Here is a 20,596-nt window from a genome sequence, read left to right as displayed (position 1 = left end):
GGGGTGCATCATGGCAATCGTTAAATGCAAACCGACTTCCCCTGGCCGCCGTTTTGTGGTCAAGGTGGTCAACCAGGAGCTGCATAAAGGCGCTCCTCACGCACCGCTGCTCGAGAAAAAATCGAAGACTGGTGGTCGTAACAACAATGGCCGTATTACCACTCGTCACATCGGTGGTGGTCATAAGCAGCATTATCGTATGGTCGATTTCCGTCGCAACGACAAAGATGGCATCGTCGCCACTGTCGAGCGTATTGAATACGATCCAAACCGTACTGCTCACATCGCACTGCTCTGCTACGCAGACGGCGAGCGTCGCTACATCATTGCCCCTAAAGGCGTGAGTGCTGGCGACCAGCTGATCGCAGGCGCTCTGGCTCCAATCAAGCCAGGCAACGCTTTGCAACTGCGCAACATTCCAGTCGGTTCTACCGTACACGGCATCGAACTGAAGCCAGGTAAAGGCGCTCAGATCGCTCGTTCCGCTGGTGCTTCGGCTCAGCTGATCGCTCGTGAAGGCGTTTACGTTACCCTGCGTCTGCGTTCCGGTGAAATGCGTAAAGTCCTGGCTGAATGCCGTGCGACCCTGGGCGAAGTCTCGAACTCCGAGCACAGCCTGCGTTCGCTGGGTAAAGCTGGTGCCAAACGCTGGCGTGGCGTTCGCCCAACCGTTCGTGGTGTTGCCATGAACCCGGTTGACCACCCACATGGTGGTGGTGAAGGTCGTACCTCTGGTGGTCGTCATCCGGTATCGCCATGGGGCTTCCCGACTAAGGGCGCGAAGACTCGTGGTAATAAGCGTACCGACAAAATGATCGTCCGTCGTCGCAAGTAAATAGAGGGATACGACAGTGCCACGTTCTCTGAAAAAAGGTCCTTTTATTGATCTTCACCTACTGAAGAAGATCGAAGTGGCGGCGGAAAAGAACGATCGCAAACCAATTAAGACTTGGTCGCGTCGTTCGATGATCCTGCCACAGATGGTCGGTCTGACCATCGCCGTACATAACGGTCGTCAGCACGTCCCAGTTCTCGTGAACGAAGACATGGTCGGCCATAAACTGGGCGAGTTCGCCGGTACCCGCACTTATCGTGGGCACGTGGCAGACAAGAAAGCCAAGCGTTAAGGGGTTAGGAAATGGAAGTAGCCGCTAAGTTGTCGGGCGCTCGAATCTCCGCCCAGAAAGCCCGCTTGGTCGCCGACCAGATCCGCGGGAAGAAGGTGGGCGAAGCGCTCAACTTGTTGGCTTTCAGCAGTAAGAAAGCCGCCGAGATCATGAAGAAAGTGCTGGAGTCGGCCGTAGCCAACGCCGAGCATAACGAAGGCGCAGACGTTGATGACCTGAAGGTCAGCACTGTTTTCGTCAACGAAGGGCGTTCGCTGAAGCGCATCATGCCACGTGCCAAAGGCCGTGCTGATCGCATCGTCAAGCGGTCTTGCCATATCACTGTCAAGGTTGCTGACAAGTAACGGAGTCGAAGAGATGGGTCAGAAAGTACATCCCATTGGCATTCGCCTGGGAATCGTCAAGGAGCACACCTCCGTCTGGTACGCAGACGGTCGGACTTATGCGGACTACTTGTTCGCAGATCTGAAAGTGCGTGAGTATCTCCAAGACAAACTAAAAAGCGCGTCCGTAAGCCGTATCGATATCCATCGTCCGGCCCAAACTGCACGTATCACCATCCACACCGCTCGTCCAGGTATCGTTATCGGGAAGAAAGGTGAGGATGTTGAGAAACTGCGTCAGGACCTGACCAAGCAAATGGGTGTGCCTGTGCACATCAATATCGAAGAGATCCGCAAGCCGGAGCTCGACGGTATGCTGGTTGCGCAGAGCGTAGCTCAGCAGCTGGAGCGTCGTGTAATGTTCCGTCGCGCTATGAAGCGCGCAGTTCAGAACGCCATGCGCATTGGTGCCAAAGGCATCAAAATCCAAGTGAGCGGTCGTCTCGGCGGTGCTGAAATCGCACGTACTGAATGGTATCGCGAAGGTCGTGTGCCATTGCACACCCTGCGTGCCGACATCGACTATGCCAACTACGAAGCTCACACCACTTACGGTGTGATCGGTGTAAAGGTTTGGATCTTCAAAGGCGAAGTAATTGGTGGTCGCCAAGAAGAGCTGAAACCACAAGCACCAGCGCCTCGTAAAAAAGCTGCTAAGTAAGGGGTACGCCAAATGTTGCAACCTAAGCGTACGAAGTTCCGCAAGCAGATGACAGGCCACAACCGTGGTCTGGCTCAGCGCGGTAGCAAAGTCAGCTTCGGCGAGTTCGCGTTGAAGTCTGTAGCTCGTGGTCGTCTCACCGCTCGTCAGATCGAGTCAGCGCGTCGTGCTCTGACCCGTCACGTTAAACGTGGCGGCAAGATCTGGATCCGTGTATTCCCGGACAAGCCGATTTCCAAAAAGCCCCTCGAAGTTCGGATGGGTAAAGGTAAGGGTAGTGTCGAATACTGGGTAGCCCAGATTCAGCCAGGCAAAGTCCTGTATGAAATCGAGGGTGTTTCTGAAGAGCTGGCGCGTGAGGCTTTTGCCCTGGCTGCTGCAAAGCTGCCGCTCGCCACCGCCTTTGTTAAACGGACGGTGATGTGATGAAAGCGAATGAACTTCGTGAAAAATCCGCACAGCAGCTGAACGAGCAACTGCTCGGCTTGCTGCGCGACCAGTTCAATCTGCGTATGCAGAAAGCAACTGGCCAGTTGGGGCAGTCTCATCTGCTCTCGCAAGTTAAGCGTGACATCGCTCGCGTGAAGACTGTGCTCAACCAGCAGGCAGGTAAGTAATCATGGCTGAAGCCGAAAAAACTGTCCGTACGCTGACTGGCCGTGTTGTCAGCGACAAGATGGACAAAACCATCACCGTTCTGATCGAGCGTCGCGTAAAGCACCCGATCTACGGTAAATACGTTAAGCGTTCGACTAAGCTGCACGCGCACGACGAAACCAATCAGTGCCACATCGGCGACAAAGTCACTATTCGTGAAACTCGTCCGATGGCCAAGACCAAGTCTTGGGCGCTGGTTGATGTTCTCGAACGCGCTGTGGAAGTCTAAGGGCTAGGGGTCGGAGAAATTATATGATTCAGACTCAATCCATGCTCGATGTGGCCGATAACAGCGGCGCTCGCCGCGTTATGTGCATCAAGGTGCTGGGTGGCTCCCATCGTCGTTACGCTGGTATCGGTGACATCATCAAAGTTACCGTGAAGGAAGCAATTCCTCGCGGTAAAGTGAAAAAAGGCCAAGTGATGACTGCTGTTGTAGTCCGCACTCGTCACGGCGTACGTCGTGCTGATGGCTCCATTATCCGCTTTGATGGCAACGCTGCTGTTCTTCTGAACAACAAGCAAGAGCCGATCGGCACCCGTATCTTTGGGCCAGTGACCCGTGAGCTTCGTACTGAGAAGTTCATGAAGATCGTCTCGCTCGCCCCAGAAGTGCTGTAAGGAGATCCGACATGCAAAAGATTCGTCGTGACGACGAGATCATCGTGATCGCCGGCAAAGACAAAGGTAAGCGCGGTAAGGTGCTTAAGGTTCTTGCTAATAACCGTCTGGTTATTAGCGGTCTGAACCTGGTTAAGCGTCATACCAAGCCTAACCCGATGTCGGGCGTACAAGGCGGTATCGTCGAAAAAGAAGCTCCACTGGACGCTTCTAACGTCGCCATTTTCAACGGCGAAACCAACAAGGCTGACCGCGTTGGTTTTAAAGTAGAAGACGGCAAGAAAATTCGTGTCTTCAAGTCGACCCAAAAAGCGGTTGATGCTTGAACACTGCTAGGTAGAAGACCATGGCACGACTAAAAGAGATTTACTGGAAGGAAATCGCACCGAAGCTTAAGGAAGAACTTAAGCTTTCGAACGTGATGGAAGTTCCACGCGTTACAAAAATCACCTTGAACATGGGTTTGGGCGAAGCTGTTGGTGACAAAAAAGTCATCGAGCACGCTGTTGCTGACCTGGAAAAGATCACCGGCCAGAAAGTCGTTGTGACCTACGCTCGTAAATCCATCGCTGGCTTTAAAGTCCGCGAAGGATGGCCGATCGGCGTCAAAGTGACCCTGCGCCGTGAGCGTATGTACGAGTTCCTGGATCGTCTGCTGTCGATCTCCCTGCCTCGGGTTCGCGACTTCCGCGGCCTGAATGCCAAGTCCTTCGATGGTCGTGGTAACTACAGCATGGGCGTGAAAGAGCAGATCATTTTCCCGGAAATCGACTACGACAAGATCGATGCTCTCCGCGGTCTGGACATTACCCTGACCACCACTGCCAAGAACGATGATGAAGGCCGCGCTCTGCTGCGTGCTTTCAAATTCCCGTTCCGCAACTGATTGGAGTAGGAAAATGGCCAAGAAGAGCATGAAAAACCGTGAGCTGAAGCGTCAGCTCACTGTTGCCAAGTACGCCACCAAGCGTGCAGCGCTGAAAGCTATCATCGTCGATCTGAACGCAAGTCCAGAAGCGCGCTGGGAAGCTACCGTAGCTCTGCAGAAGCAACCACGTGACGCAAGCGCTTCGCGCATGCGTAACCGTTGCCGCCTGACTGGTCGTCCGCACGGCGTTTACCGCAAGTTCGGCCTTGGCCGTAACAAGCTGCGTGAAGCTGCAATGCGTGGTGACGTTCCAGGTCTGGTTAAAGCCAGCTGGTAATCGTTGTCAAAGCCTTGATGGTCGGGTTCGCAAGAACCTGACCATCGGTGGCCTTGAATCTGAATCAAGCCCCTTTTGGGGCTTGATTCATTTCTGGGGTGTGTCTAGAATGACCGGCTCGCCTGAGCCCGTGTTTTTCATGCCCGGAAGTTCTCGGCGACAAGTAGTAGCCGCAAGGCTAATTTTTCTGTATTAGGAGCGTCTAGCCCATGAGTATGCAGGACCCGTTAGCGGACATGCTAACTCGAATCCGTAATGCCCAGATGGCTGAAAAGTCTGTCGTAAGCATGCCGTCTTCCACGCTGAAGGTGGCTGTAGCAAAAGTCCTGAAGGACGAAGGTTACATCGCGGATTTTCAGATCACCACCGACGCTAAGCCGTCGCTGTCCATCTCGCTGAAGTACTTCGAAGGCCGTCCGGTTATCGAAGAAGTGAAGCGCGTTAGTCGTCCAGGCCTGCGTCAGTACAAGTCCGTTGAAGATCTGCCGAAAGTTCGTGGCGGTCTTGGCGTGTCTATCGTCTCCACCAACAAAGGTGTGATGACGGATCGTGCTGCGCGCGCTGCCGGTGTCGGCGGCGAAGTTCTTTGCACTGTGTTCTAAGGGGGGATAAGCATGTCTCGCGTCGCTAAGAACCCCGTTAAGCTGCCAGCCGGTGTCGAAGTAAAATTCGCAGGCCAACAGCTTTCGGTGAAGGGTGCCAAGGGTACTCTTGAACTGAACATCCATTCGTCCGTTGAGATCGTTGAAGAAGCTGGTGAGCTGCGTTTCGCTGCTCGCAATGGCGATCAACAAACTCGCGCAATGGCCGGTACCACGCGTGCGTTGGTAAACAACATGGTCCAAGGCGTAAGCCAAGGCTTCGAGCGCAAGCTCCAGCTGGTCGGTGTTGGTTACAAAGCGCAAGCAAAAGGCACGGTTTTGAACCTGGCCCTTGGCTTCTCGCACCCAGTGGATTACGAACTGCCGGAAGGCATCACCGCTGAGACTCCTAGCCAGACCGATATCCTGATCAAGGGCATCGACAAGCAACTGGTAGGTCAAGTGGCTGCTGAGATCCGCGACTTCCGTCCACCAGAGCCGTACAAAGGCAAAGGTGTGCGCTACGCGGACGAAGTTGTCCGTCGTAAAGAAGCCAAGAAGAAGTAGGGCATAGCAAATGACCGACAAAAAAGTTACTCGACTGCGTCGCGCTCGCAAAGCACGCCTGAAAATGCACGAACTCGAAGTCGTGCGTCTCTGCGTGTTCCGCTCGTCGCAGCACATCTACGCCCAGGTCATCTCGGCCGACGGCAACAAAGTCCTGGCAAGCGCCTCGACTTTGGATAAAGAACTGCGTGATGGCGCCACTGGCAACATCGACGCGGCCACAAAGGTTGGCCAGCTGGTCGCTACGCGTGCTAAGGCCGCTGGCGTCTCGCAAGTGGCTTTCGACCGCTCTGGCTTCAAGTATCACGGCCGCGTTAAAGCGCTGGCTGATGCTGCTCGTGAAGCTGGGCTGGAGTTCTAAGTTATGTCAAATAACGACCAAAAGCGCGACGAAGGCTACATCGAGAAGCTGGTTCAAGTTAACCGCGTAGCCAAAACCGTTAAAGGCGGCCGTATCTTCACTTTCACCGCGTTGACCGTGGTTGGTGATGGTAAAGGGCGTGTTGGCTTCGGCCGTGGCAAGTCGCGTGAAGTGCCTGCTGCGATCCAGAAGGCAATGGAAGCTGCTCGCCGCAACATGATTCAAGTTGACCTGAACGGCACCACTCTGCAGTACGCAATGAAGTCCGCTCACGGCGCTTCGAAGGTGTACATGCAGCCTGCTTCTGAAGGTACCGGTATCATCGCTGGTGGCGCTATGCGTGCTGTCCTCGAAGTTGCTGGCGTTCAGAACGTTCTGGCCAAGTGCTACGGCTCGACTAACCCGGTAAACGTGGTTCACGCCACTTTCAAAGGTTTGAAGGCTATGCAGTCTCCTGAATCCATTGCCGCCAAGCGTGGCAAAAGCGTCAAGGAGATCTTCTGATCATGGCTACCGTTAAAGTAACGCTGATCAAAAGCATGACCGGCCGCATCCCTAACCACAAACTGTGCGTTAAGGGTCTGGGTCTGCGTCGCATCGGTCACACTGTAGAAGTCCAGGATACTCCCGAGAATCGCGGGATGATCAACAAGGCTTACTACATGCTGCGTGTCGAGGGTTAATCGATGAAACTCAATGATCTGAGTCCAGCGCCGGGTTCCCGTCGCGAAAAGCATCGTCCGGGCCGTGGTATCGGTAGCGGTTTGGGTAAGACTGGTGGCCGTGGTCACAAAGGTCAGACCTCCCGCTCCGGTGGCACCATTGCTCCAGGCTTTGAAGGCGGTCAACAGCCGCTGCATCGTCGCCTGCCTAAGTTCGGTTTCGTTTCCCTGAAAGCCATGGATCGCGCAGAAGTGCGTCTGTCCGAGCTGGCTAAAGTGGAAGGCGACATCGTCACTGTGCAGTCCCTGAAAGATGCCAACGTGATTAACGTCAACGTACAGCGTGTGAAAATCATGCTGTCCGGTGAAGTGACTCGCGCTGTCACTATCGGCAAGGGAATCGGCGCCACCAAAGGTGCGCGTGCGGCTATCGAAGCAGCTGGCGGCAAGTTCGAGGAATAAATGGCTAAGCAAGGTGCTCTCTCTGCGCTCGGCAAAGGCGGTATGTCTGAACTTTGGGCTCGTCTGCGTTTTCTGTTCCTGGCGATTATCGTCTACCGAATAGGCGCACACATCCCGGTTCCAGGTATCAACCCGGACCGACTCGCAGACCTGTTTCGACAGAATGAGGGGACCATTCTTAGCTTGTTCAACATGTTCTCCGGCGGCGCGCTGGAACGGATGAGCATCTTTGCACTGGGGATCATGCCGTACATTTCGGCATCGATCATCATGCAACTGATGACCGCCGTCAGCCCGCAGCTGGAGCAGTTGAAGAAGGAAGGTGAAGCTGGCCGTCGCAAGATTAGCCAGTACACCCGCTACGGCACCGTCGTCCTCGCTCTCGTTCAGGCTATTGGTATGTCCATTGGTCTGGCGGGGCAGGGCGTTGCGTTCACTGGTGACTTTGGCTTCCATTTCGTCGCGGTATCCACATTTGTGGCTGGTGCGATGTTCATGATGTGGCTGGGTGAGCAGATTACTGAGCGTGGTGTAGGCAACGGTATCTCGATGTTGATTTTTTCGGGTATCGTCGCCGGTCTTCCGAGAGCAATCGGGCAGTCTTTCGAGTCTGCGCGTCAGGGTGATATCAACATCTTCGCCTTGGTTGCCATCGGTTTGCTGGCAGTAGCGATTATCGGTTTCGTGGTGTTCATTGAGCGTGGTCAGCGTCGTATTGCTGTTCACTACGCCAAGCGTCAGCAGGGCCGCAAGGTTTTTGCTGCGCAGACAAGCCACTTGCCGCTGAAGGTGAACATGGCCGGTGTTATTCCGGCTATTTTCGCGAGCAGCATTTTGCTGTTCCCGGCTTCGTTGGGTGCCTGGTTTGGTCAGTCTGAAGGTATGGGCTGGTTGCAGGACATCTCGCAGTCGATCGCTCCTGGTCAGCCGTTGAATATTCTGCTGTTTAGTGCAGGGATTATTTTCTTCTGCTTCTTCTATACGGCGTTGATGTTCAATCCGAAAGACGTAGCGGAAAACCTGAAGAAGTCCGGTGCCTTTATTCCGGGCATCCGTCCAGGTGAGCAGTCTGCGCGCTACATTGATGGCGTTCTGACTCGCTTGACCATGTTCGGTGCTCTTTACATGACGGCCGTGTGCCTGTTGCCCCAGTTCCTGGTGGTTGCAGCAAACGTTCCGTTCTACCTTGGCGGGACCTCGTTGCTGATCGTGGTCGTGGTTGTGATGGACTTCATGTCCCAAGTACAATCGCACCTCGTTTCGCACCAGTACGAATCCCTGATGAAGAAAGCCAACCTGAAGGGTTACGGCAGCGGCATGTTGCGCTGAGTACCCATAAGGTTCGAGGAGTTGGTGATGAAAGTTCGTGCATCGGTGAAAAAGCTGTGCCGTAACTGCAAGATTATTCGCCGCGAAGGTGTTGTTCGAGTAATTTGCAGCGCGGAACCGCGTCACAAACAGCGCCAAGGCTGAGTGTGATTGTGCTTCAAGCCCGGTAGCTAGTGCGCTACCGGGTTGATTATTTGTTATTACAGCGATATTATCTCGCGCCCTATTTCTTGGCTTCCGGGGCGTAGGTAGCTGTCAATTGGAGTCCCACTGAATGGCCCGTATTGCAGGCGTTAACATTCCAGATAACAAGCATACTGTTATCTCGCTGACCTACATCTATGGTGTTGGTCGCACTACTGCGCAGAAGATCTGTGCAGTGACTGGGGTAAACCCAGCAGCAAAGATCAAAGATCTGAGCGACGAGCAAATTGAACAGCTGCGTGGCGAAGTGGCGAAGTTCACCACTGAAGGTGACCTGCGTCGCGAAATCAACATGAAAATCAAGCGCTTGATGGACCTCGGTTGCTATCGCGGTCTGCGTCATCGTCGTGGTCTGCCAGTACGCGGTCAGCGTACCAAGACCAACGCGCGTACCCGTAAAGGTCCGCGTAAGCCGATCCGCAAGTAATCGCCCCAGCGAATCGACAGGAATTTAATCATGGCAAAACCTGCTGCTCGTCCTCGTAAAAAAGTTAAAAAGACAGTGGTTGATGGCATCGCCCACATCCATGCATCTTTTAACAACACCATCGTGACCATTACCGACCGTCAAGGTAACGCTCTTTCCTGGGCTACCTCCGGTGGTTCGGGTTTCCGCGGTTCCCGCAAGTCCACCCCGTTTGCTGCTCAAGTAGCTGCTGAACGTGCTGGTCAAGCTGCGCTGGAATACGGCCTGAAAAACCTCGACGTTAACGTCAAGGGTCCAGGTCCAGGTCGTGAATCCGCAGTCCGCGCTTTGAACGGCTGTGGCTACAAGATCGCCAGCATCACCGACGTGACGCCAATCCCGCACAACGGGTGCCGTCCGCCGAAGAAGCGCCGCGTGTAATCCAGGAGATTGTAAAGAATGGCTCGTTACATTGGTCCAAAATGCAAACTCGCTCGTCGCGAAGGCACCGATCTCTTCCTGAAGAGCGGCGTGCGCGCGATCGAATCGAAGTGCAACATTGAAGCAGCACCTGGTATCCACGGCCAACGCCGCGGTCGCCAGTCCGATTACGGCACCCAACTGCGTGAAAAGCAGAAGGTCCGTCGTATCTACGGCGTTCTCGAGCGTCAGTTCAGTGGCTACTACAAAGAAGCTGCTGGCAAGAAAGGTGCAACCGGTGAAAACCTGCTGCAACTGCTCGAATGCCGTCTGGACAACGTTGTATACCGTATGGGCTTTGGTTCGACTCGTGCCGAATCCCGTCAGCTGGTATCGCACAAGTCGATCAGCGTTAACGGTCAGACCGTAAACGTTCCGTCGTATCAGGTTCGTGCTGGTGACGTGGTTGCAGTTCGCGAGAAAGCAAAAAACCAACTTCGCATTGTCCAAGCTCTCGATCTGTGTGCCCAACGTGGCCGCGTAGAATGGGTAGAAGTAGACACTGAGAAGAAGTCGGGCGTTTTCAAGAACGTTCCTGCTCGCAGTGATCTGTCCGCCGACATCAACGAAAGCCTGATTGTCGAGCTCTACTCCAAGTAAGGGCTAGAAAATAGGTGCATCCATGCAGATTTCGGTAAATGAGTTCCTGACACCCCGCCATATTGATGTGCAGGTTGTCAGTCCAACCCGCGCCAAGATCACTCTCGAGCCTCTCGAGCGTGGTTTTGGCCACACCCTGGGCAACGCGCTGCGACGCATCCTGTTGTCCTCAATGCCCGGCTGCGCAGTAGTCGAGGCCGAGATTGACGGTGTGCTCCACGAGTACAGCGCCATCGAAGGTGTACAGGAAGACGTAATTGAAATCCTGTTGAACCTTAAAGGTCTGGCCATCAAGCTGCACGGTCGTGACGAAGTTACGCTGACCTTGTCGAAGAAGGGTTCGGGGGTGGTTACCGCTGCCGATATTCAGCTGGATCATGATGTCGAGATCGTTAATCCCGATCACGTAATCGCTAACCTGGCGTCTAACGGCGCCCTGAACATGAAGCTCACCGTAGCTCGTGGTCGTGGTTATGAACCAGCCGACTCGCGTCAGAGCGATGAAGATGAAAGCCGCAGCATCGGTCGCTTGCAGCTCGACTCTTCGTTCAGCCCGGTTCGCCGTATCGCATACGTGGTGGAAAACGCCCGTGTCGAGCAGCGTACCAACCTGGACAAGCTGGTTATTGATCTGGAAACCAACGGTACTCTGGATCCTGAAGAGGCTATTCGCCGCGCTGCAACCATCCTGCAACAGCAGTTGGCTGCGTTCGTCGACCTCAAAGGTGACAGTGAGCCAGTGGTTGTCGAGCAGGAAGACGAGATCGATCCGATCCTGCTTCGCCCGGTTGACGATCTGGAACTGACTGTACGTTCGGCTAACTGCCTTAAGGCGGAAAACATCTACTACATCGGCGACCTGATTCAGCGTACCGAAGTAGAGCTGTTGAAGACTCCGAACCTGGGCAAGAAATCCTTGACTGAAATCAAGGACGTTCTGGCCTCCCGCGGTCTGTCCCTCGGCATGCGCCTCGACAACTGGCCGCCTGCAAGTCTTAAGAAGGACGACAAGGCGACTGCCTGATCGTCGTAATCACCGAACGTAGTGTTTGGTAAGGAATGAACCATGCGTCATCGTAAAAGTGGTCGTCACCTGAGCCGCACCAGCTCGCACCGCAAGGCCATGTTCCAAAACATGGCGGTGTCGCTGTTCGAGCACGAGCTGATCAAAACTACTCTGCCAAAAGCCAAAGAACTGCGCCGCGTTGCCGAGCCGCTGATCACTCTGGCCAAGACAGACAGCCTGGCTAACCGCCGTCTGGCTTTCGACCGTACTCGTTCGAAAGCTATCGTTGGTAAGCTCTTCAACGACCTGGGCAAGCGTTACGCTACCCGTGAGGGTGGCTACCTGCGCATCCTCAAGTGCGGTTTCCGCGCTGGCGACAACGCGCCTATGGCGTACGTCGAGTTGGTTGATCGTGCTACTGCTGGCGAAGCTGTATCCGCCGAGTAAGACGTCAGTCTGAAACGAAAAACCGGGCCTAGTGCCCGGTTTTTTGTGTCCGCTAGAAAATGCGCTGTTCGTACAAGCTTCTGACACTGTTCTGTTGTCACTATGTGCTGAGAAACATAATTAGTAATTATCTATCGATGTCTACAAGTTAATGAATTTGTAGGTCTCACATGGATGATCAATACTTCTCAGCAAGCCGATTAGCCGGCAGTTTCAAGACTGACAGAGGAAGAAGACCGTATGAGCCAGATCAAAACGCTTACGACCGCCAGTGGCGCACCTGTCGCTGATAACCAGAATTCTCGCTCCGCCGGTCCACGTGGCCCGCTGCTGCTCGACGATTTTCACCTGATCGAGAAGCTTGCCCATTTCAACCGTGAAAACATCCCTGAGCGCCGAGTACACGCTAAAGGCTCGGGTGCTTACGGCACTTTCACTGTTACTCGCGACATCACCGAGTACACAAGTGCCAAGCTGTTCGAAGCTGTCGGCAAACAAACTCCGACGTTCCTGCGTTTTTCAACCGTAGGTGGCGAGCGCGGTTCGGCCGACACTGAACGTGATCCACGCGGCTTTGCACTGAAGTTCTATACCGAAGAAGGCAACTGGGACATCGTTGGTAACAACACGCCGGTGTTCTTCATTCGTGACCCGCTGAAATTCCCGGATTTCATCCATACACAGAAACGCCTCCCGCAGAGCAATCTGAAAAGTGCGCAAATGATGTGGGATTTCTGGTCGCATTCGCCCGAGGCGCTGCATCAGGTCACCATTCTGTTTTCCGATCGCGGCATCCCGGACGGCTACCGTCACATGCACGGTTTCGGCAGTCACACTTACAGCCTGATCAGCGCCAAAGGTGAGCGTCATTGGGTCAAGTGGCACTACAAAACCAAACAAGGGATCAAGAACCTCGCGCCTGCAGATGCTGCTCGCCTGGCGGGCACCGATCCTGACTACGCACAACGTGATCTTTTCGAAGCCATTGAGCGCGGGGACTTCCCAAAATGGCGCGTGTGCATCCAGATCATGACCGAAGCTCAAGCAGCGGCGCATTACGAGAATCCGTTCGACGTAACCAAGACCTGGTCGCAGAAAGAGTTTCCGCTGATCGAAGTAGGTGAGCTTGAACTGAATCGTAATCCGCTCAACTATTTCGCCGAGGTCGAGCAAGCGGCATTTGGCCCAAGCAACATGGTGCCTGGCGTCGGTCTGTCGCCGGATCGCATGCTTCAGGGCCGCGTGTTCGCATACGCCGATGCCCATCGCTACCGCGTCGGTACCAATCACCAGCAACTGCCGGTCAACGCACCCCGTAGCCCGGTGAATACCTACCAGCGCGATGGTTCGATGGCTTTCGGCAGCAACGGTGGGGCAGCGCCTAACTACGAGCCGAACAGCTACATCGAGTCGCCGAAGCAAGCGCCGCATTACGCTGAGCCGGCATTGGCCCTGAGCGGTGCAGCGGATCGTTACGATCACCGTGAAGATACCGATTACTACAGCCATGCCGGCGCGCTGTTCCGTCTGATGAGCGACGATCAGAAAGCGCTGTTGGTGAGCAACATTGCCGGTGCGATGGCCAGTGTTTCCAGTGATGTCGTTGATCGCCAGTTGCAGCATTTCTACAAAGCCGATCCGGCGTATGGAGAAGCAATCGCAAAGCTGCTCAACGTACAGCTTAACGAAGTCTAAACGAGAAGCAGAACCGCCCTCATTTGGGCGGTTTTTGCGTTATTTAGGCTGCTTTTCTAAGAATATCTTCGCTTTTATTGCGCGAAGTGGGTGACCTTCCAGTCATCTTGGTTCAAACTACAGACTTTCAAGCAGGGAGATGTAGGGCGATGCAAGGCCACCCAGACGTTATCGATTACCTCAACACGTTGCTGACCGGCGAACTGGCCGCGCGTGACCAATATTTCGTTCATTCGCGGATGTATGAGGACTGGGGGTTCACCAAGCTCTACGAGCGAATCAACCATGAAATGGAAGAAGAGGCTGGTCACGCTGATGCGTTGATGCGCCGCATTCTGATGCTTGAAGGCACCCCGCGCATGCGTCCAGATGATCTGGATGTCGGCACCACCGTGCCGGAGATGCTCGAAGCGGATCTGCGTCTCGAATACAAAGTCCGCGCTGCGCTGTGCAAAGGCATTGAGCTTTGCGAACTGCACAAAGACTACGTCAGCCGTGAGATTCTGCGGGTTCAGCTCAACGACACTGAAGAAGATCACACCTACTGGCTGGAAAAGCAGTTGGGTCTGATCAAGCTGATCGGTCTCGAGAACTACCTGCAATCCCACACCTGATTGCCACAGATACAAAAAAGCCCCTGTCACTGATGAAGTGACAGGGGCTTTTTCATGTCCGTTGTTTATGCACGATCGCGGATCAGCAACGGCTTGAGGTAATGGCCGGTGTGAGACTGCTTCATCTCGGCCACTTGCTCCGGCGTACCGGTGGCAATGATCTGTCCACCTTTGGAGCCACCTTCTGGCCCGAGGTCGACCAGCCAGTCGGCGGTTTTGATCACATCCAGATTGTGCTCGATCACCACCACAGTGTTGCCGTGATCGCGCAGACGGTGCAGTACGTCGAGCAATTGCTGAATATCGGCGAAGTGCAGACCGGTGGTCGGCTCATCGAGGATGTACAGCGTCTTGCCGGTGTCGCGTTTCGACAGCTCGCGAGACAGCTTGACCCGCTGCGCCTCACCGCCGGACAGGGTCGTCGCCGATTGCCCGAGCTTGATGTAGGACAGGCCGACATCCATCAACGTTTGCAGCTTGCGCGCCAGCGCCGGCACCGCGTCAAAGAACACCCGGGCTTCCTCGATGGTCATCTCGAGGGTTTCGTGGATGCTCTTGCCCTTGTACTTGATCTCAAGGGTTTCGCGGTTGTAGCGCTTGCTCTTGCACACGTCGCACGGCACGTAGATGTCCGGCAGGAAGTGCATTTCCACTTTGATCAAGCCATCGCCCTGGCACGCCTCGCAGCGACCACCCTTGACGTTGAACGAGAAACGCCCCGGGCCGTAACCGCGGGAGCGCGATTCCGGTACGCCGGCGAACAGTTCGCGAATCGGTGTGAACAGGCCGGTGTAAGTTGCCGGGTTGGAACGTGGGGTACGGCCAATCGGGCTCTGGTCGATATCGACGACCTTGTCGAGATGTTCCAGACCTTTGATGCTGTCGTGCGCCGCGGCTTCCAGCGTAGTCGCGCCATTGAGAGCAGTGGCACTCAGCGGGAACAGCGTGTTGTTGATCAGCGTCGATTTGCCCGAACCGGACACGCCAGTCACGCAAGTGAGCAAGCCAATCGGAATCTCGAGGTCCACGTTGCGCAAGTTGTTGCCGCGCGCGCCCTTGAGTGCCAGAACCTGCTTCTTGTTGCGCGGTGTGCGCTTGGCCGGCACTTCGATCTTCACCCGCCCCGACAGGTATTTGCCGGTAAGGGAGTCCGGGTGCGCCATGACTTCGGCCGGCGTACCTTCGGCGACAATCTGCCCGCCATGTACACCGGCGCCCGGACCGATATCCACAACGTAGTCGGCCAGACGAATCGCGTCTTCGTCGTGCTCGACCACGATCACCGTGTTGCCGATGTCGCGAAGATGCTTGAGCGTGCCGAGCAGTCGGTCGTTATCGCGCTGATGCAGACCAATGGACGGTTCGTCGAGGATGTACAGCACGCCTACGAGGCCGGCGCCGATCTGGCTGGCCAGACGAATCCGTTGTGCCTCACCCCCGGACAACGTGTCGGCACTGCGATCCAGCGACAGATAATCGAGGCCGACGTTGACCAGGAACTGCAGGCGCTCGCGGATTTCCTTGAGGATCTTGTCGGCGATCTCGCCGCGACGGCCGGTCATCTTCAGCTCGCCGAAGTACTCGCAAGCATCGCCGATTGGCAGGTTGGTGACCGCTGGCAGCGTTTTCTCGCCTACCCACACGTGACGTGCCTCACGACGCAGACGGGTACCGCGGCAGTCCGGGCAAGACTGGGTGCTGAGGAACTTCGCCAGCTCTTCACGCACGCTCGCCGATTCGGTCTCGCGGTAGCGGCGCTCAAGGTTGGGCACGATGCCTTCGAACGGATGCGAGCGCTTGACGATGTCGCCACGGTCATTCAGGTATTTGAAGTCGACGTTCTGCGAGCCGCTGCCGTGCAGGATGAACTTTTGCTGATCGGCCGGCAGTTCGTTGAACGGTACTTCCAGACTGAAGCCGTAATGCGCGGCCAGTGAGCCTAGCATCTGGAAGTAATAGACGTTGCGCCTGTCCCAGCCGCGAATCGCGCCTTCGGCCAGCGTCAGGTCACCATTGACCAGTCGTTTGATGTCGAAGAACTGCTTCACCCCCAGACCATCGCAAGTCGGGCAGGCGCCGGCCGGGTTGTTGAAGGAGAATAGCTTCGGCTCCAGTTCGCTGATCGCATGACCACAGATCGGGCAGGCGAAACGCGCGGAGAAGATCATTTCTTCGCCCGGCTCGTCGTCCATCGGTGCCACCAGGGCGATACCGTCGGCCAGTTTCAGTGCGGTCTCGAAGGACTCGGCCAGACGTTGCTGCAGGTCGGCGCGAACCTTGAAGCGGTCGACGATCACATCGATCGAATGCTTCTTCTGTTTATCCAGTTTCGGCAGTTCGTCGAGCTCGCAGATCCGGCCGTTGACCCGGGCGCGGACGAAGCCCTGCGCACGCAGCTCTTCAAACACCGACAGGTGCTCGCCTTTGCGCTCACGGATCACCGGCGCCAGCAGCATCAGTTTGCTGCCTTCCGGCTGAGCCAGCACCAGATCGACCATCTGGCTGACGGTCTGCGCTTCCAGTGGAATGTCGTGATCCGGGCAGCGCGGCGTCCCGACGCGTGCATAGAGCAGGCGCAGGTAATCGTAGATTTCGGTGATGGTGCCGACCGTGGAGCGCGGGTTGTGCGAGGTCGACTTCTGTTCGATGGAGATGGCCGGCGACAGCCCTTCGATGGTGTCGACGTCGGGCTTTTCCATCATCGACAGGAACTGCCGGGCGTAGGCCGACAGCGATTCGACATAGCGGCGCTGGCCTTCGGCGTACAGCGTGTCGAACGCCAGGGACGACTTGCCGGATCCGGACAGGCCGGTGATGACGATCAGTTTGTCCCGTGGCAGGGTCAGGTCGATGTTCTTCAGGTTGTGGGTACGGGCCCCACGTATCAGGATCTTGTCCAAAGTGGCCTCGCTCGGCGGGCGTCGAAAACGTAGGAGTATACGGGCAAATACTGGATGGATGCACACTATCAAGCAGAGCGTTTTTTGCCCTGCATGAAGAGAGTTTCATCTATGCGTGGCAAAGCGTCGCGATATACCCCGTCTTTCGATGGGACTGGTAGAATCGCCGCCGGTTCACATGAGGTTTTTCCATGCACGATCCCCACAGCGAACGCATGAGTGGCAGCGAGACCCGCGCGGCGAGCGGTCTGGCCCTGGTGTTCGCCTTCCGTATGCTGGGCATGTTCATGGTGTTGCCGGTACTGGCGACCTATGGCATGGATCTGGCGGGCGCGACGCCGGCCCTGATCGGGTTGGCCATTGGTGCTTACGGCCTGACCCAGGCGATTTTTCAGATTCCGTTCGGGATCATTTCCGACCGCATAGGCCGTCGCCCGGTGATTTACCTGGGGCTGATCGTCTTCGCCCTCGGCAGTGTGCTGGCCTCACAGGCCGACTCGATCTGGGGCGTGATCGCCGGCCGGATCCTGCAGGGCGCCGGGGCGATTTCCGCAGCGGTCATGGCGCTGCTCTCCGACCTGACCCGTGAACAGCACCGCACCAAAGCGATGGCGATGATCGGCATGACCATTGGCCTGTCGTTCGCGGTCGCCATGGTTGTCGGGCCGTTGCTGACCCGTGCATTCGGTTTGTCCGGCCTGTTCCTGGCCACCGGCGGCATGGCGCTGGTCGGTATCCTGATCATCATGTTCATGGTGCCCAAATCCACCGGGCCGCTGCAGCATCGTGAGTCCGGCGTGGCGCGTCAGGCGTTGATGCCGACGCTCAAGCATCCAGACCTGCTGCGCCTCGATCTGGGCATATTTGTGTTACATGCCATGTTGATGTCTAGCTTCGTCGCGCTGCCTCTGGCGCTGGTGGAAAAAGCCGGTTTGCCCAAGGAGCAGCACTGGTGGGTCTATCTCACCGCATTGCTGATTTCGTTCTTCGCCATGATCCCGTTCATCATCTATGGCGAGAAGAAACGCAAAATGAAACGAGTTTTGCTCGGCGCCGTCATGACGCTGATGCTCACTGAGCTATTCTTCTGGCAGTTCGGTGACAGCTTGCGGGCTCTGGTGATCGGCACGGTGGTATTTTTCACCGCGTTCAATCTGCTGGAAGCTTCATTGCCGTCGCTGATCAGCAAGGTTTCACCGGCGGGCGGGAAGGGCACGGCCATGGGCGTGTATTCCACCAGCCAGTTCCTCGGTTCGGCACTCGGCGGGATACTCGGCGGCTGGTTGTTTCAGCATGGCGGTCTGTCGGTTGTGTTCCTCGGATGCGCCGCGCTGGCTGCACTTTGGCTGGCCTTTGCTGTTACCATGCGCGAACCTCCCTACGTGACGAGTCTGCGCCTGCCGTTGTCGCCCGAGGCGATCCGCGAAGCGGGTCTGGTCGAGCGCCTCAAGGCCCTCGTAGGGGTAACCGATGCAGTAATAGTCGCTGACGAAGCGGCTGTTTACATCAAACTGGACAAAGAATTAGTGGATCGCGACACCCTCGAACGCCTGGTGAACAACCCGGCCGGGGCTGCTTGCGAAGCCTAGGAGAACGTTATGGCCCGTGGGGTTAACAAAGTCATATTGGTCGGCACTTGCGGCCAGGATCCCGAAGTTCGCTACTTGCCTAACGGTAACGCCGTGACCAACCTGAGTCTGGCCACCAGCGAACAATGGACCGACAAGCAAACCGGTCAGAAGGTCGAGAAGACCGAATGGCACCGTGTGTCGATGTTCGGCAAAGTCGCCGAAATCGCCGGCGAATACCTGCGTAAAGGTTCGCAGGTGTACATCGAAGGCAAGCTGCAGACCCGCGAGTGGGAAAAAGACGGTATCAAGCGTTACACCACCGAAATCGTGGTCGACATGCAAGGCACCATGCAACTGCTCGGCGGCCGTCCACAACAGGGCGACCAACAAGGCGGTGGCAACAACTACCAGCAGTCCGCTCCGGCTCCACGCCAGCAGGCTCCGCGTCCACAGCAATCGGCTCCGCAACAGCGTTCGGCCCCGGCTCCACAGCAGGCCGCACCACAACCGGCTCCGGATTTCGACAGCTTTGATGACGATATCCCGTTCTGATACCCGCTTGAGCCACTGTCTGGCTTGAGTACAAAACCCCCGCATTGCGGGGGTTTTGTCGTTTTGGAGAACTGAAAAAGCTGCTGACACCGACGCCACCTCCCGAAGAATGCGCGTACGCCGTGCAAACCGTTGGCATTAAAGTTTCGGGGAGGCTCTTGAAGGCGAGGACCAGCCGTTCCATGATCCGTCCCGGAAACGGGCATACCCGTGCAATTCTCCCGGAAAAGAAACTCAGATCAGCCGCCTGGTCTTTAACAACAAGAGAATCCGATGAGCAGTATCAAGAATAAGGAAATCGAGTATCTGCGTGGCGCGGCCATCGTCATGACGATCTTCACCCATCTGCCCCAACTGCTGCCGTTTTACGATATGTACATCCTGAAGGTGTTCAGCATCTATTCGCCATGGACCGGGGTGGATCTGTTCTTCTGCATCTCGGGTTATGTCGTCAGCAAGGCTTACCTCGATTACTTCGACAAAAATCGTGAGCAGAACCGGTTCGGCCTTGCCGCCACCTCGTTCTGGATCAGACGCGCCTATCGTCTTTTGCCGACAGCCTGGCTGTGGGTGCTGATACCGCTGGTTTTCTCGATATTTTTCAACCAGTCGAACGCCTTTCAGTCCTGGTTCGACAATCTGCGCAGTTTTACCGCGGTCGCCACATTCACCGGCAACCTGGCGAACCTGCACGGCACGCTTCTGGGACCTAACTCGGTGTACTGGAGCCTGGCGCTGGAAGAGCAGTTCTACTTCATATTTCCGTTGTTTCTGCTGTTGGTGACGTCGACGCGCTGGCGGCTGATCATCTTGCTGGCGCTGATTGCCCTGCAGTTCGGCTTTGATCGAAACGGTTTCGGTGCGCCGCCAGCGCCTCTGCTGTTCTCGTTCCGTATGGACGCCATGATGTGGGGGATCGTGCTCTGTCTGTTTTCGCGCACCTCGCTGTACAAGGAGATTGAACCGGTCGCGCTCGGCGGTAGCCTGCTCAAGCGTCTGGGGATCACGTTGTTCCTGCTGTACATGCTGGGCGCTATCTCGGGTCAAATGATCAATGTGCCGATCGCATTCGGGCTGGTGGCGATGACAACCGCGATCACGGTGTGGCTGGCCAGTTATCAGAAGGGCTACATCTATTGCCCGGTGCTGTTGCGTGGACTGTTCGAATGGCTGGGCTCACGTTCCTACGCGTTGTACGTCGTGCACATCTTCGCGTATCACCTGAGTACCGAAATCTGGACTCGCGTTGCTGCTGCCAGTGGCACGACGCTAGGCCCGGGATACACGCTTGAGCTCGCGCTCACGTCGTTGTTGATCATGGTGGTGTGCAGCGAACTGAACTATCGCTTTGTCGAAACCCCGTTGCGTCGTCGGGGGGCGGAGATCTCCCGTCGCCGAATGGCCGGGGTCGCCTCGCCGGAATCCGCCAGGCAAGAAGTCCCGGCACAGGTGCCATCGCGCACCACTGAACTGTCGTAGTCCAGGCAAGCACAAAAAAGCCGTAG

30 protein-coding genes are annotated in these 20,596 nt (G+C 56.1%); 29 read left to right on the top strand and 1 reads right to left on the bottom strand.

Annotated elements, in window-relative coordinates:
* Window positions 1–10 precede the first annotated feature (10 nt).
* From rplB to bfr, 26 genes are all read left to right on the top strand, one after another.
* The gene (rplB, locus tag ACVVH8_RS26735; protein WP_003228734.1) at window positions 11–835 is read left to right on the top strand and encodes a 50S ribosomal protein L2; all 825 of its coding nucleotides are present in this window, start codon (window positions 11–13) and stop codon (window positions 833–835) included.
* Between the two features lie 16 nt (window positions 836–851).
* Window positions 852–1,127: a 30S ribosomal protein S19 gene (rpsS, locus tag ACVVH8_RS26730; RefSeq protein WP_003228731.1), complete on the top strand. Its 276-nt coding sequence runs from the start codon at window positions 852–854 to the stop codon at window positions 1,125–1,127.
* 11 nt (window positions 1,128–1,138) lie between these two features.
* A complete protein-coding gene (rplV, locus tag ACVVH8_RS26725; protein WP_003103908.1) occupies window positions 1,139–1,471 on the top strand; it encodes a 50S ribosomal protein L22 in 333 nt (110 codons plus the stop codon).
* Between the two features lie 13 nt (window positions 1,472–1,484).
* On the top strand, window positions 1,485–2,171 hold the full coding sequence (gene rpsC / locus ACVVH8_RS26720; protein WP_003176422.1) for a 30S ribosomal protein S3: 687 nt from the start codon (window positions 1,485–1,487) through the stop codon (window positions 2,169–2,171).
* 12 nt (window positions 2,172–2,183) lie between these two features.
* Window positions 2,184–2,597: a 50S ribosomal protein L16 gene (gene rplP, locus ACVVH8_RS26715; RefSeq protein WP_007896757.1), complete on the top strand. Its 414-nt coding sequence runs from the start codon at window positions 2,184–2,186 to the stop codon at window positions 2,595–2,597.
* The gene (gene rpmC, locus ACVVH8_RS26710; protein ID WP_002555481.1) at window positions 2,597–2,788 is read left to right on the top strand and encodes a 50S ribosomal protein L29; all 192 of its coding nucleotides are present in this window, start codon (window positions 2,597–2,599) and stop codon (window positions 2,786–2,788) included. The genes rplP and rpmC overlap by 1 nt, the downstream gene beginning before the upstream one ends.
* Before the next feature lie 2 nt (window positions 2,789–2,790).
* Window positions 2,791–3,057, top strand: coding sequence for a 30S ribosomal protein S17 (rpsQ, locus tag ACVVH8_RS26705; RefSeq protein WP_003194644.1), 267 nt, complete (start codon window positions 2,791–2,793; stop codon window positions 3,055–3,057).
* A gap of 23 nt (window positions 3,058–3,080) precedes the next feature.
* A complete protein-coding gene (rplN, locus tag ACVVH8_RS26700) occupies window positions 3,081–3,449 on the top strand; it encodes a 50S ribosomal protein L14 (RefSeq protein WP_002555479.1) in 369 nt (122 codons plus the stop codon).
* 11 nt (window positions 3,450–3,460) lie between these two features.
* Window positions 3,461–3,775 (top strand): 50S ribosomal protein L24, encoded by a 315-nt coding sequence (gene rplX, locus ACVVH8_RS26695; protein ID WP_008081905.1) that lies wholly within the window; start codon window positions 3,461–3,463, stop codon window positions 3,773–3,775.
* Between the two features lie 20 nt (window positions 3,776–3,795).
* Window positions 3,796–4,335, top strand: a complete 540-nt coding sequence (rplE, locus tag ACVVH8_RS26690; RefSeq protein ID WP_003176415.1) for a 50S ribosomal protein L5 — start codon at window positions 3,796–3,798, stop codon at window positions 4,333–4,335.
* A 13-nt stretch (window positions 4,336–4,348) separates the two neighbouring features.
* Window positions 4,349–4,654: a 30S ribosomal protein S14 gene (rpsN, locus tag ACVVH8_RS26685; protein WP_003228726.1), complete on the top strand. Its 306-nt coding sequence runs from the start codon at window positions 4,349–4,351 to the stop codon at window positions 4,652–4,654.
* Between the two features lie 209 nt (window positions 4,655–4,863).
* Complete coding sequence (gene rpsH / locus ACVVH8_RS26680; protein WP_007966178.1) at window positions 4,864–5,256, top strand: 30S ribosomal protein S8; 393 nt, start codon at window positions 4,864–4,866, stop codon at window positions 5,254–5,256.
* 12 nt (window positions 5,257–5,268) lie between these two features.
* A complete protein-coding gene (rplF, locus tag ACVVH8_RS26675) occupies window positions 5,269–5,802 on the top strand; it encodes a 50S ribosomal protein L6 (RefSeq protein ID WP_003176412.1) in 534 nt (177 codons plus the stop codon).
* A 10-nt stretch (window positions 5,803–5,812) separates the two neighbouring features.
* Window positions 5,813–6,163 (top strand): 50S ribosomal protein L18, encoded by a 351-nt coding sequence (gene rplR / locus ACVVH8_RS26670; RefSeq protein WP_003186037.1) that lies wholly within the window; start codon window positions 5,813–5,815, stop codon window positions 6,161–6,163.
* A 3-nt stretch (window positions 6,164–6,166) separates the two neighbouring features.
* Window positions 6,167–6,667, top strand: coding sequence for a 30S ribosomal protein S5 (gene rpsE, locus ACVVH8_RS26665; RefSeq protein ID WP_003186035.1), 501 nt, complete (start codon window positions 6,167–6,169; stop codon window positions 6,665–6,667).
* A gap of 2 nt (window positions 6,668–6,669) precedes the next feature.
* Window positions 6,670–6,846, top strand: a complete 177-nt coding sequence (rpmD, locus tag ACVVH8_RS26660; protein WP_003176408.1) for a 50S ribosomal protein L30 — start codon at window positions 6,670–6,672, stop codon at window positions 6,844–6,846.
* Between the two features lie 3 nt (window positions 6,847–6,849).
* Window positions 6,850–7,287, top strand: coding sequence for a 50S ribosomal protein L15 (rplO, locus tag ACVVH8_RS26655; protein WP_003228720.1), 438 nt, complete (start codon window positions 6,850–6,852; stop codon window positions 7,285–7,287).
* Window positions 7,288–8,616, top strand: a complete 1,329-nt coding sequence (gene secY, locus ACVVH8_RS26650) for a preprotein translocase subunit SecY (protein ID WP_003228718.1) — start codon at window positions 7,288–7,290, stop codon at window positions 8,614–8,616.
* 27 nt (window positions 8,617–8,643) lie between these two features.
* Entirely contained in the window at window positions 8,644–8,760 is a 117-nt protein-coding gene (rpmJ, locus tag ACVVH8_RS26645; RefSeq protein ID WP_002555468.1) for a 50S ribosomal protein L36, read from the top strand.
* Window positions 8,761–8,890: 130 nt separating this feature from the next.
* Window positions 8,891–9,247 (top strand): 30S ribosomal protein S13, encoded by a 357-nt coding sequence (rpsM, locus tag ACVVH8_RS26640; RefSeq protein WP_003186020.1) that lies wholly within the window; start codon window positions 8,891–8,893, stop codon window positions 9,245–9,247.
* A 30-nt stretch (window positions 9,248–9,277) separates the two neighbouring features.
* A complete protein-coding gene (gene rpsK / locus ACVVH8_RS26635) occupies window positions 9,278–9,667 on the top strand; it encodes a 30S ribosomal protein S11 (protein ID WP_002555466.1) in 390 nt (129 codons plus the stop codon).
* 18 nt (window positions 9,668–9,685) lie between these two features.
* Window positions 9,686–10,306, top strand: coding sequence for a 30S ribosomal protein S4 (rpsD, locus tag ACVVH8_RS26630; RefSeq protein ID WP_003176404.1), 621 nt, complete (start codon window positions 9,686–9,688; stop codon window positions 10,304–10,306).
* 22 nt (window positions 10,307–10,328) lie between these two features.
* Window positions 10,329–11,330, top strand: coding sequence for a DNA-directed RNA polymerase subunit alpha (locus ACVVH8_RS26625; protein WP_003186012.1), 1,002 nt, complete (start codon window positions 10,329–10,331; stop codon window positions 11,328–11,330).
* 42 nt (window positions 11,331–11,372) lie between these two features.
* Complete coding sequence (gene rplQ / locus ACVVH8_RS26620) at window positions 11,373–11,759, top strand: 50S ribosomal protein L17 (protein ID WP_003176402.1); 387 nt, start codon at window positions 11,373–11,375, stop codon at window positions 11,757–11,759.
* 240 nt (window positions 11,760–11,999) lie between these two features.
* Window positions 12,000–13,454 carry a catalase gene (locus ACVVH8_RS26615; RefSeq protein WP_103303764.1) on the top strand — a complete coding sequence of 485 codons (1,455 nt, stop codon included), beginning with the start codon at window positions 12,000–12,002 and terminating at the stop codon, window positions 13,452–13,454.
* Between the two features lie 149 nt (window positions 13,455–13,603).
* Window positions 13,604–14,068: a bacterioferritin gene (gene bfr / locus ACVVH8_RS26610; RefSeq protein WP_103303763.1), complete on the top strand. Its 465-nt coding sequence runs from the start codon at window positions 13,604–13,606 to the stop codon at window positions 14,066–14,068.
* Between the two features lie 65 nt (window positions 14,069–14,133).
* Here bfr and uvrA read toward each other — a convergent pair whose 3' ends face one another.
* On the bottom strand, window positions 14,134–16,968 hold the full coding sequence (uvrA, locus tag ACVVH8_RS26605) for an excinuclease ABC subunit UvrA (RefSeq protein ID WP_103303762.1): 2,835 nt from the start codon (window positions 16,966–16,968) through the stop codon (window positions 14,134–14,136).
* A 191-nt stretch (window positions 16,969–17,159) separates the two neighbouring features.
* Between uvrA and ACVVH8_RS26600 the strand changes: the two genes are divergently transcribed.
* The 3 genes from ACVVH8_RS26600 (at window position 17,160) to ACVVH8_RS26590 (ending at window position 20,570) form a co-directional block, all read left to right on the top strand.
* Window positions 17,160–18,557, top strand: coding sequence for an MFS transporter (locus ACVVH8_RS26600; protein ID WP_103303761.1), 1,398 nt, complete (start codon window positions 17,160–17,162; stop codon window positions 18,555–18,557).
* Window positions 18,558–18,566: 9 nt separating this feature from the next.
* Window positions 18,567–19,091 carry a single-stranded DNA-binding protein gene (locus tag ACVVH8_RS26595; protein WP_008081898.1) on the top strand — a complete coding sequence of 175 codons (525 nt, stop codon included), beginning with the start codon at window positions 18,567–18,569 and terminating at the stop codon, window positions 19,089–19,091.
* A gap of 273 nt (window positions 19,092–19,364) precedes the next feature.
* Window positions 19,365–20,570 (top strand): acyltransferase family protein, encoded by a 1,206-nt coding sequence (locus ACVVH8_RS26590; protein ID WP_475227182.1) that lies wholly within the window; start codon window positions 19,365–19,367, stop codon window positions 20,568–20,570.
* Window positions 20,571–20,596 lie beyond the last annotated feature (26 nt).

Source organism: Pseudomonas trutticola BRTCR10 (assembly GCF_056155105.1).
This window is presented reverse-complemented; position numbering and strand designations above follow the sequence as displayed.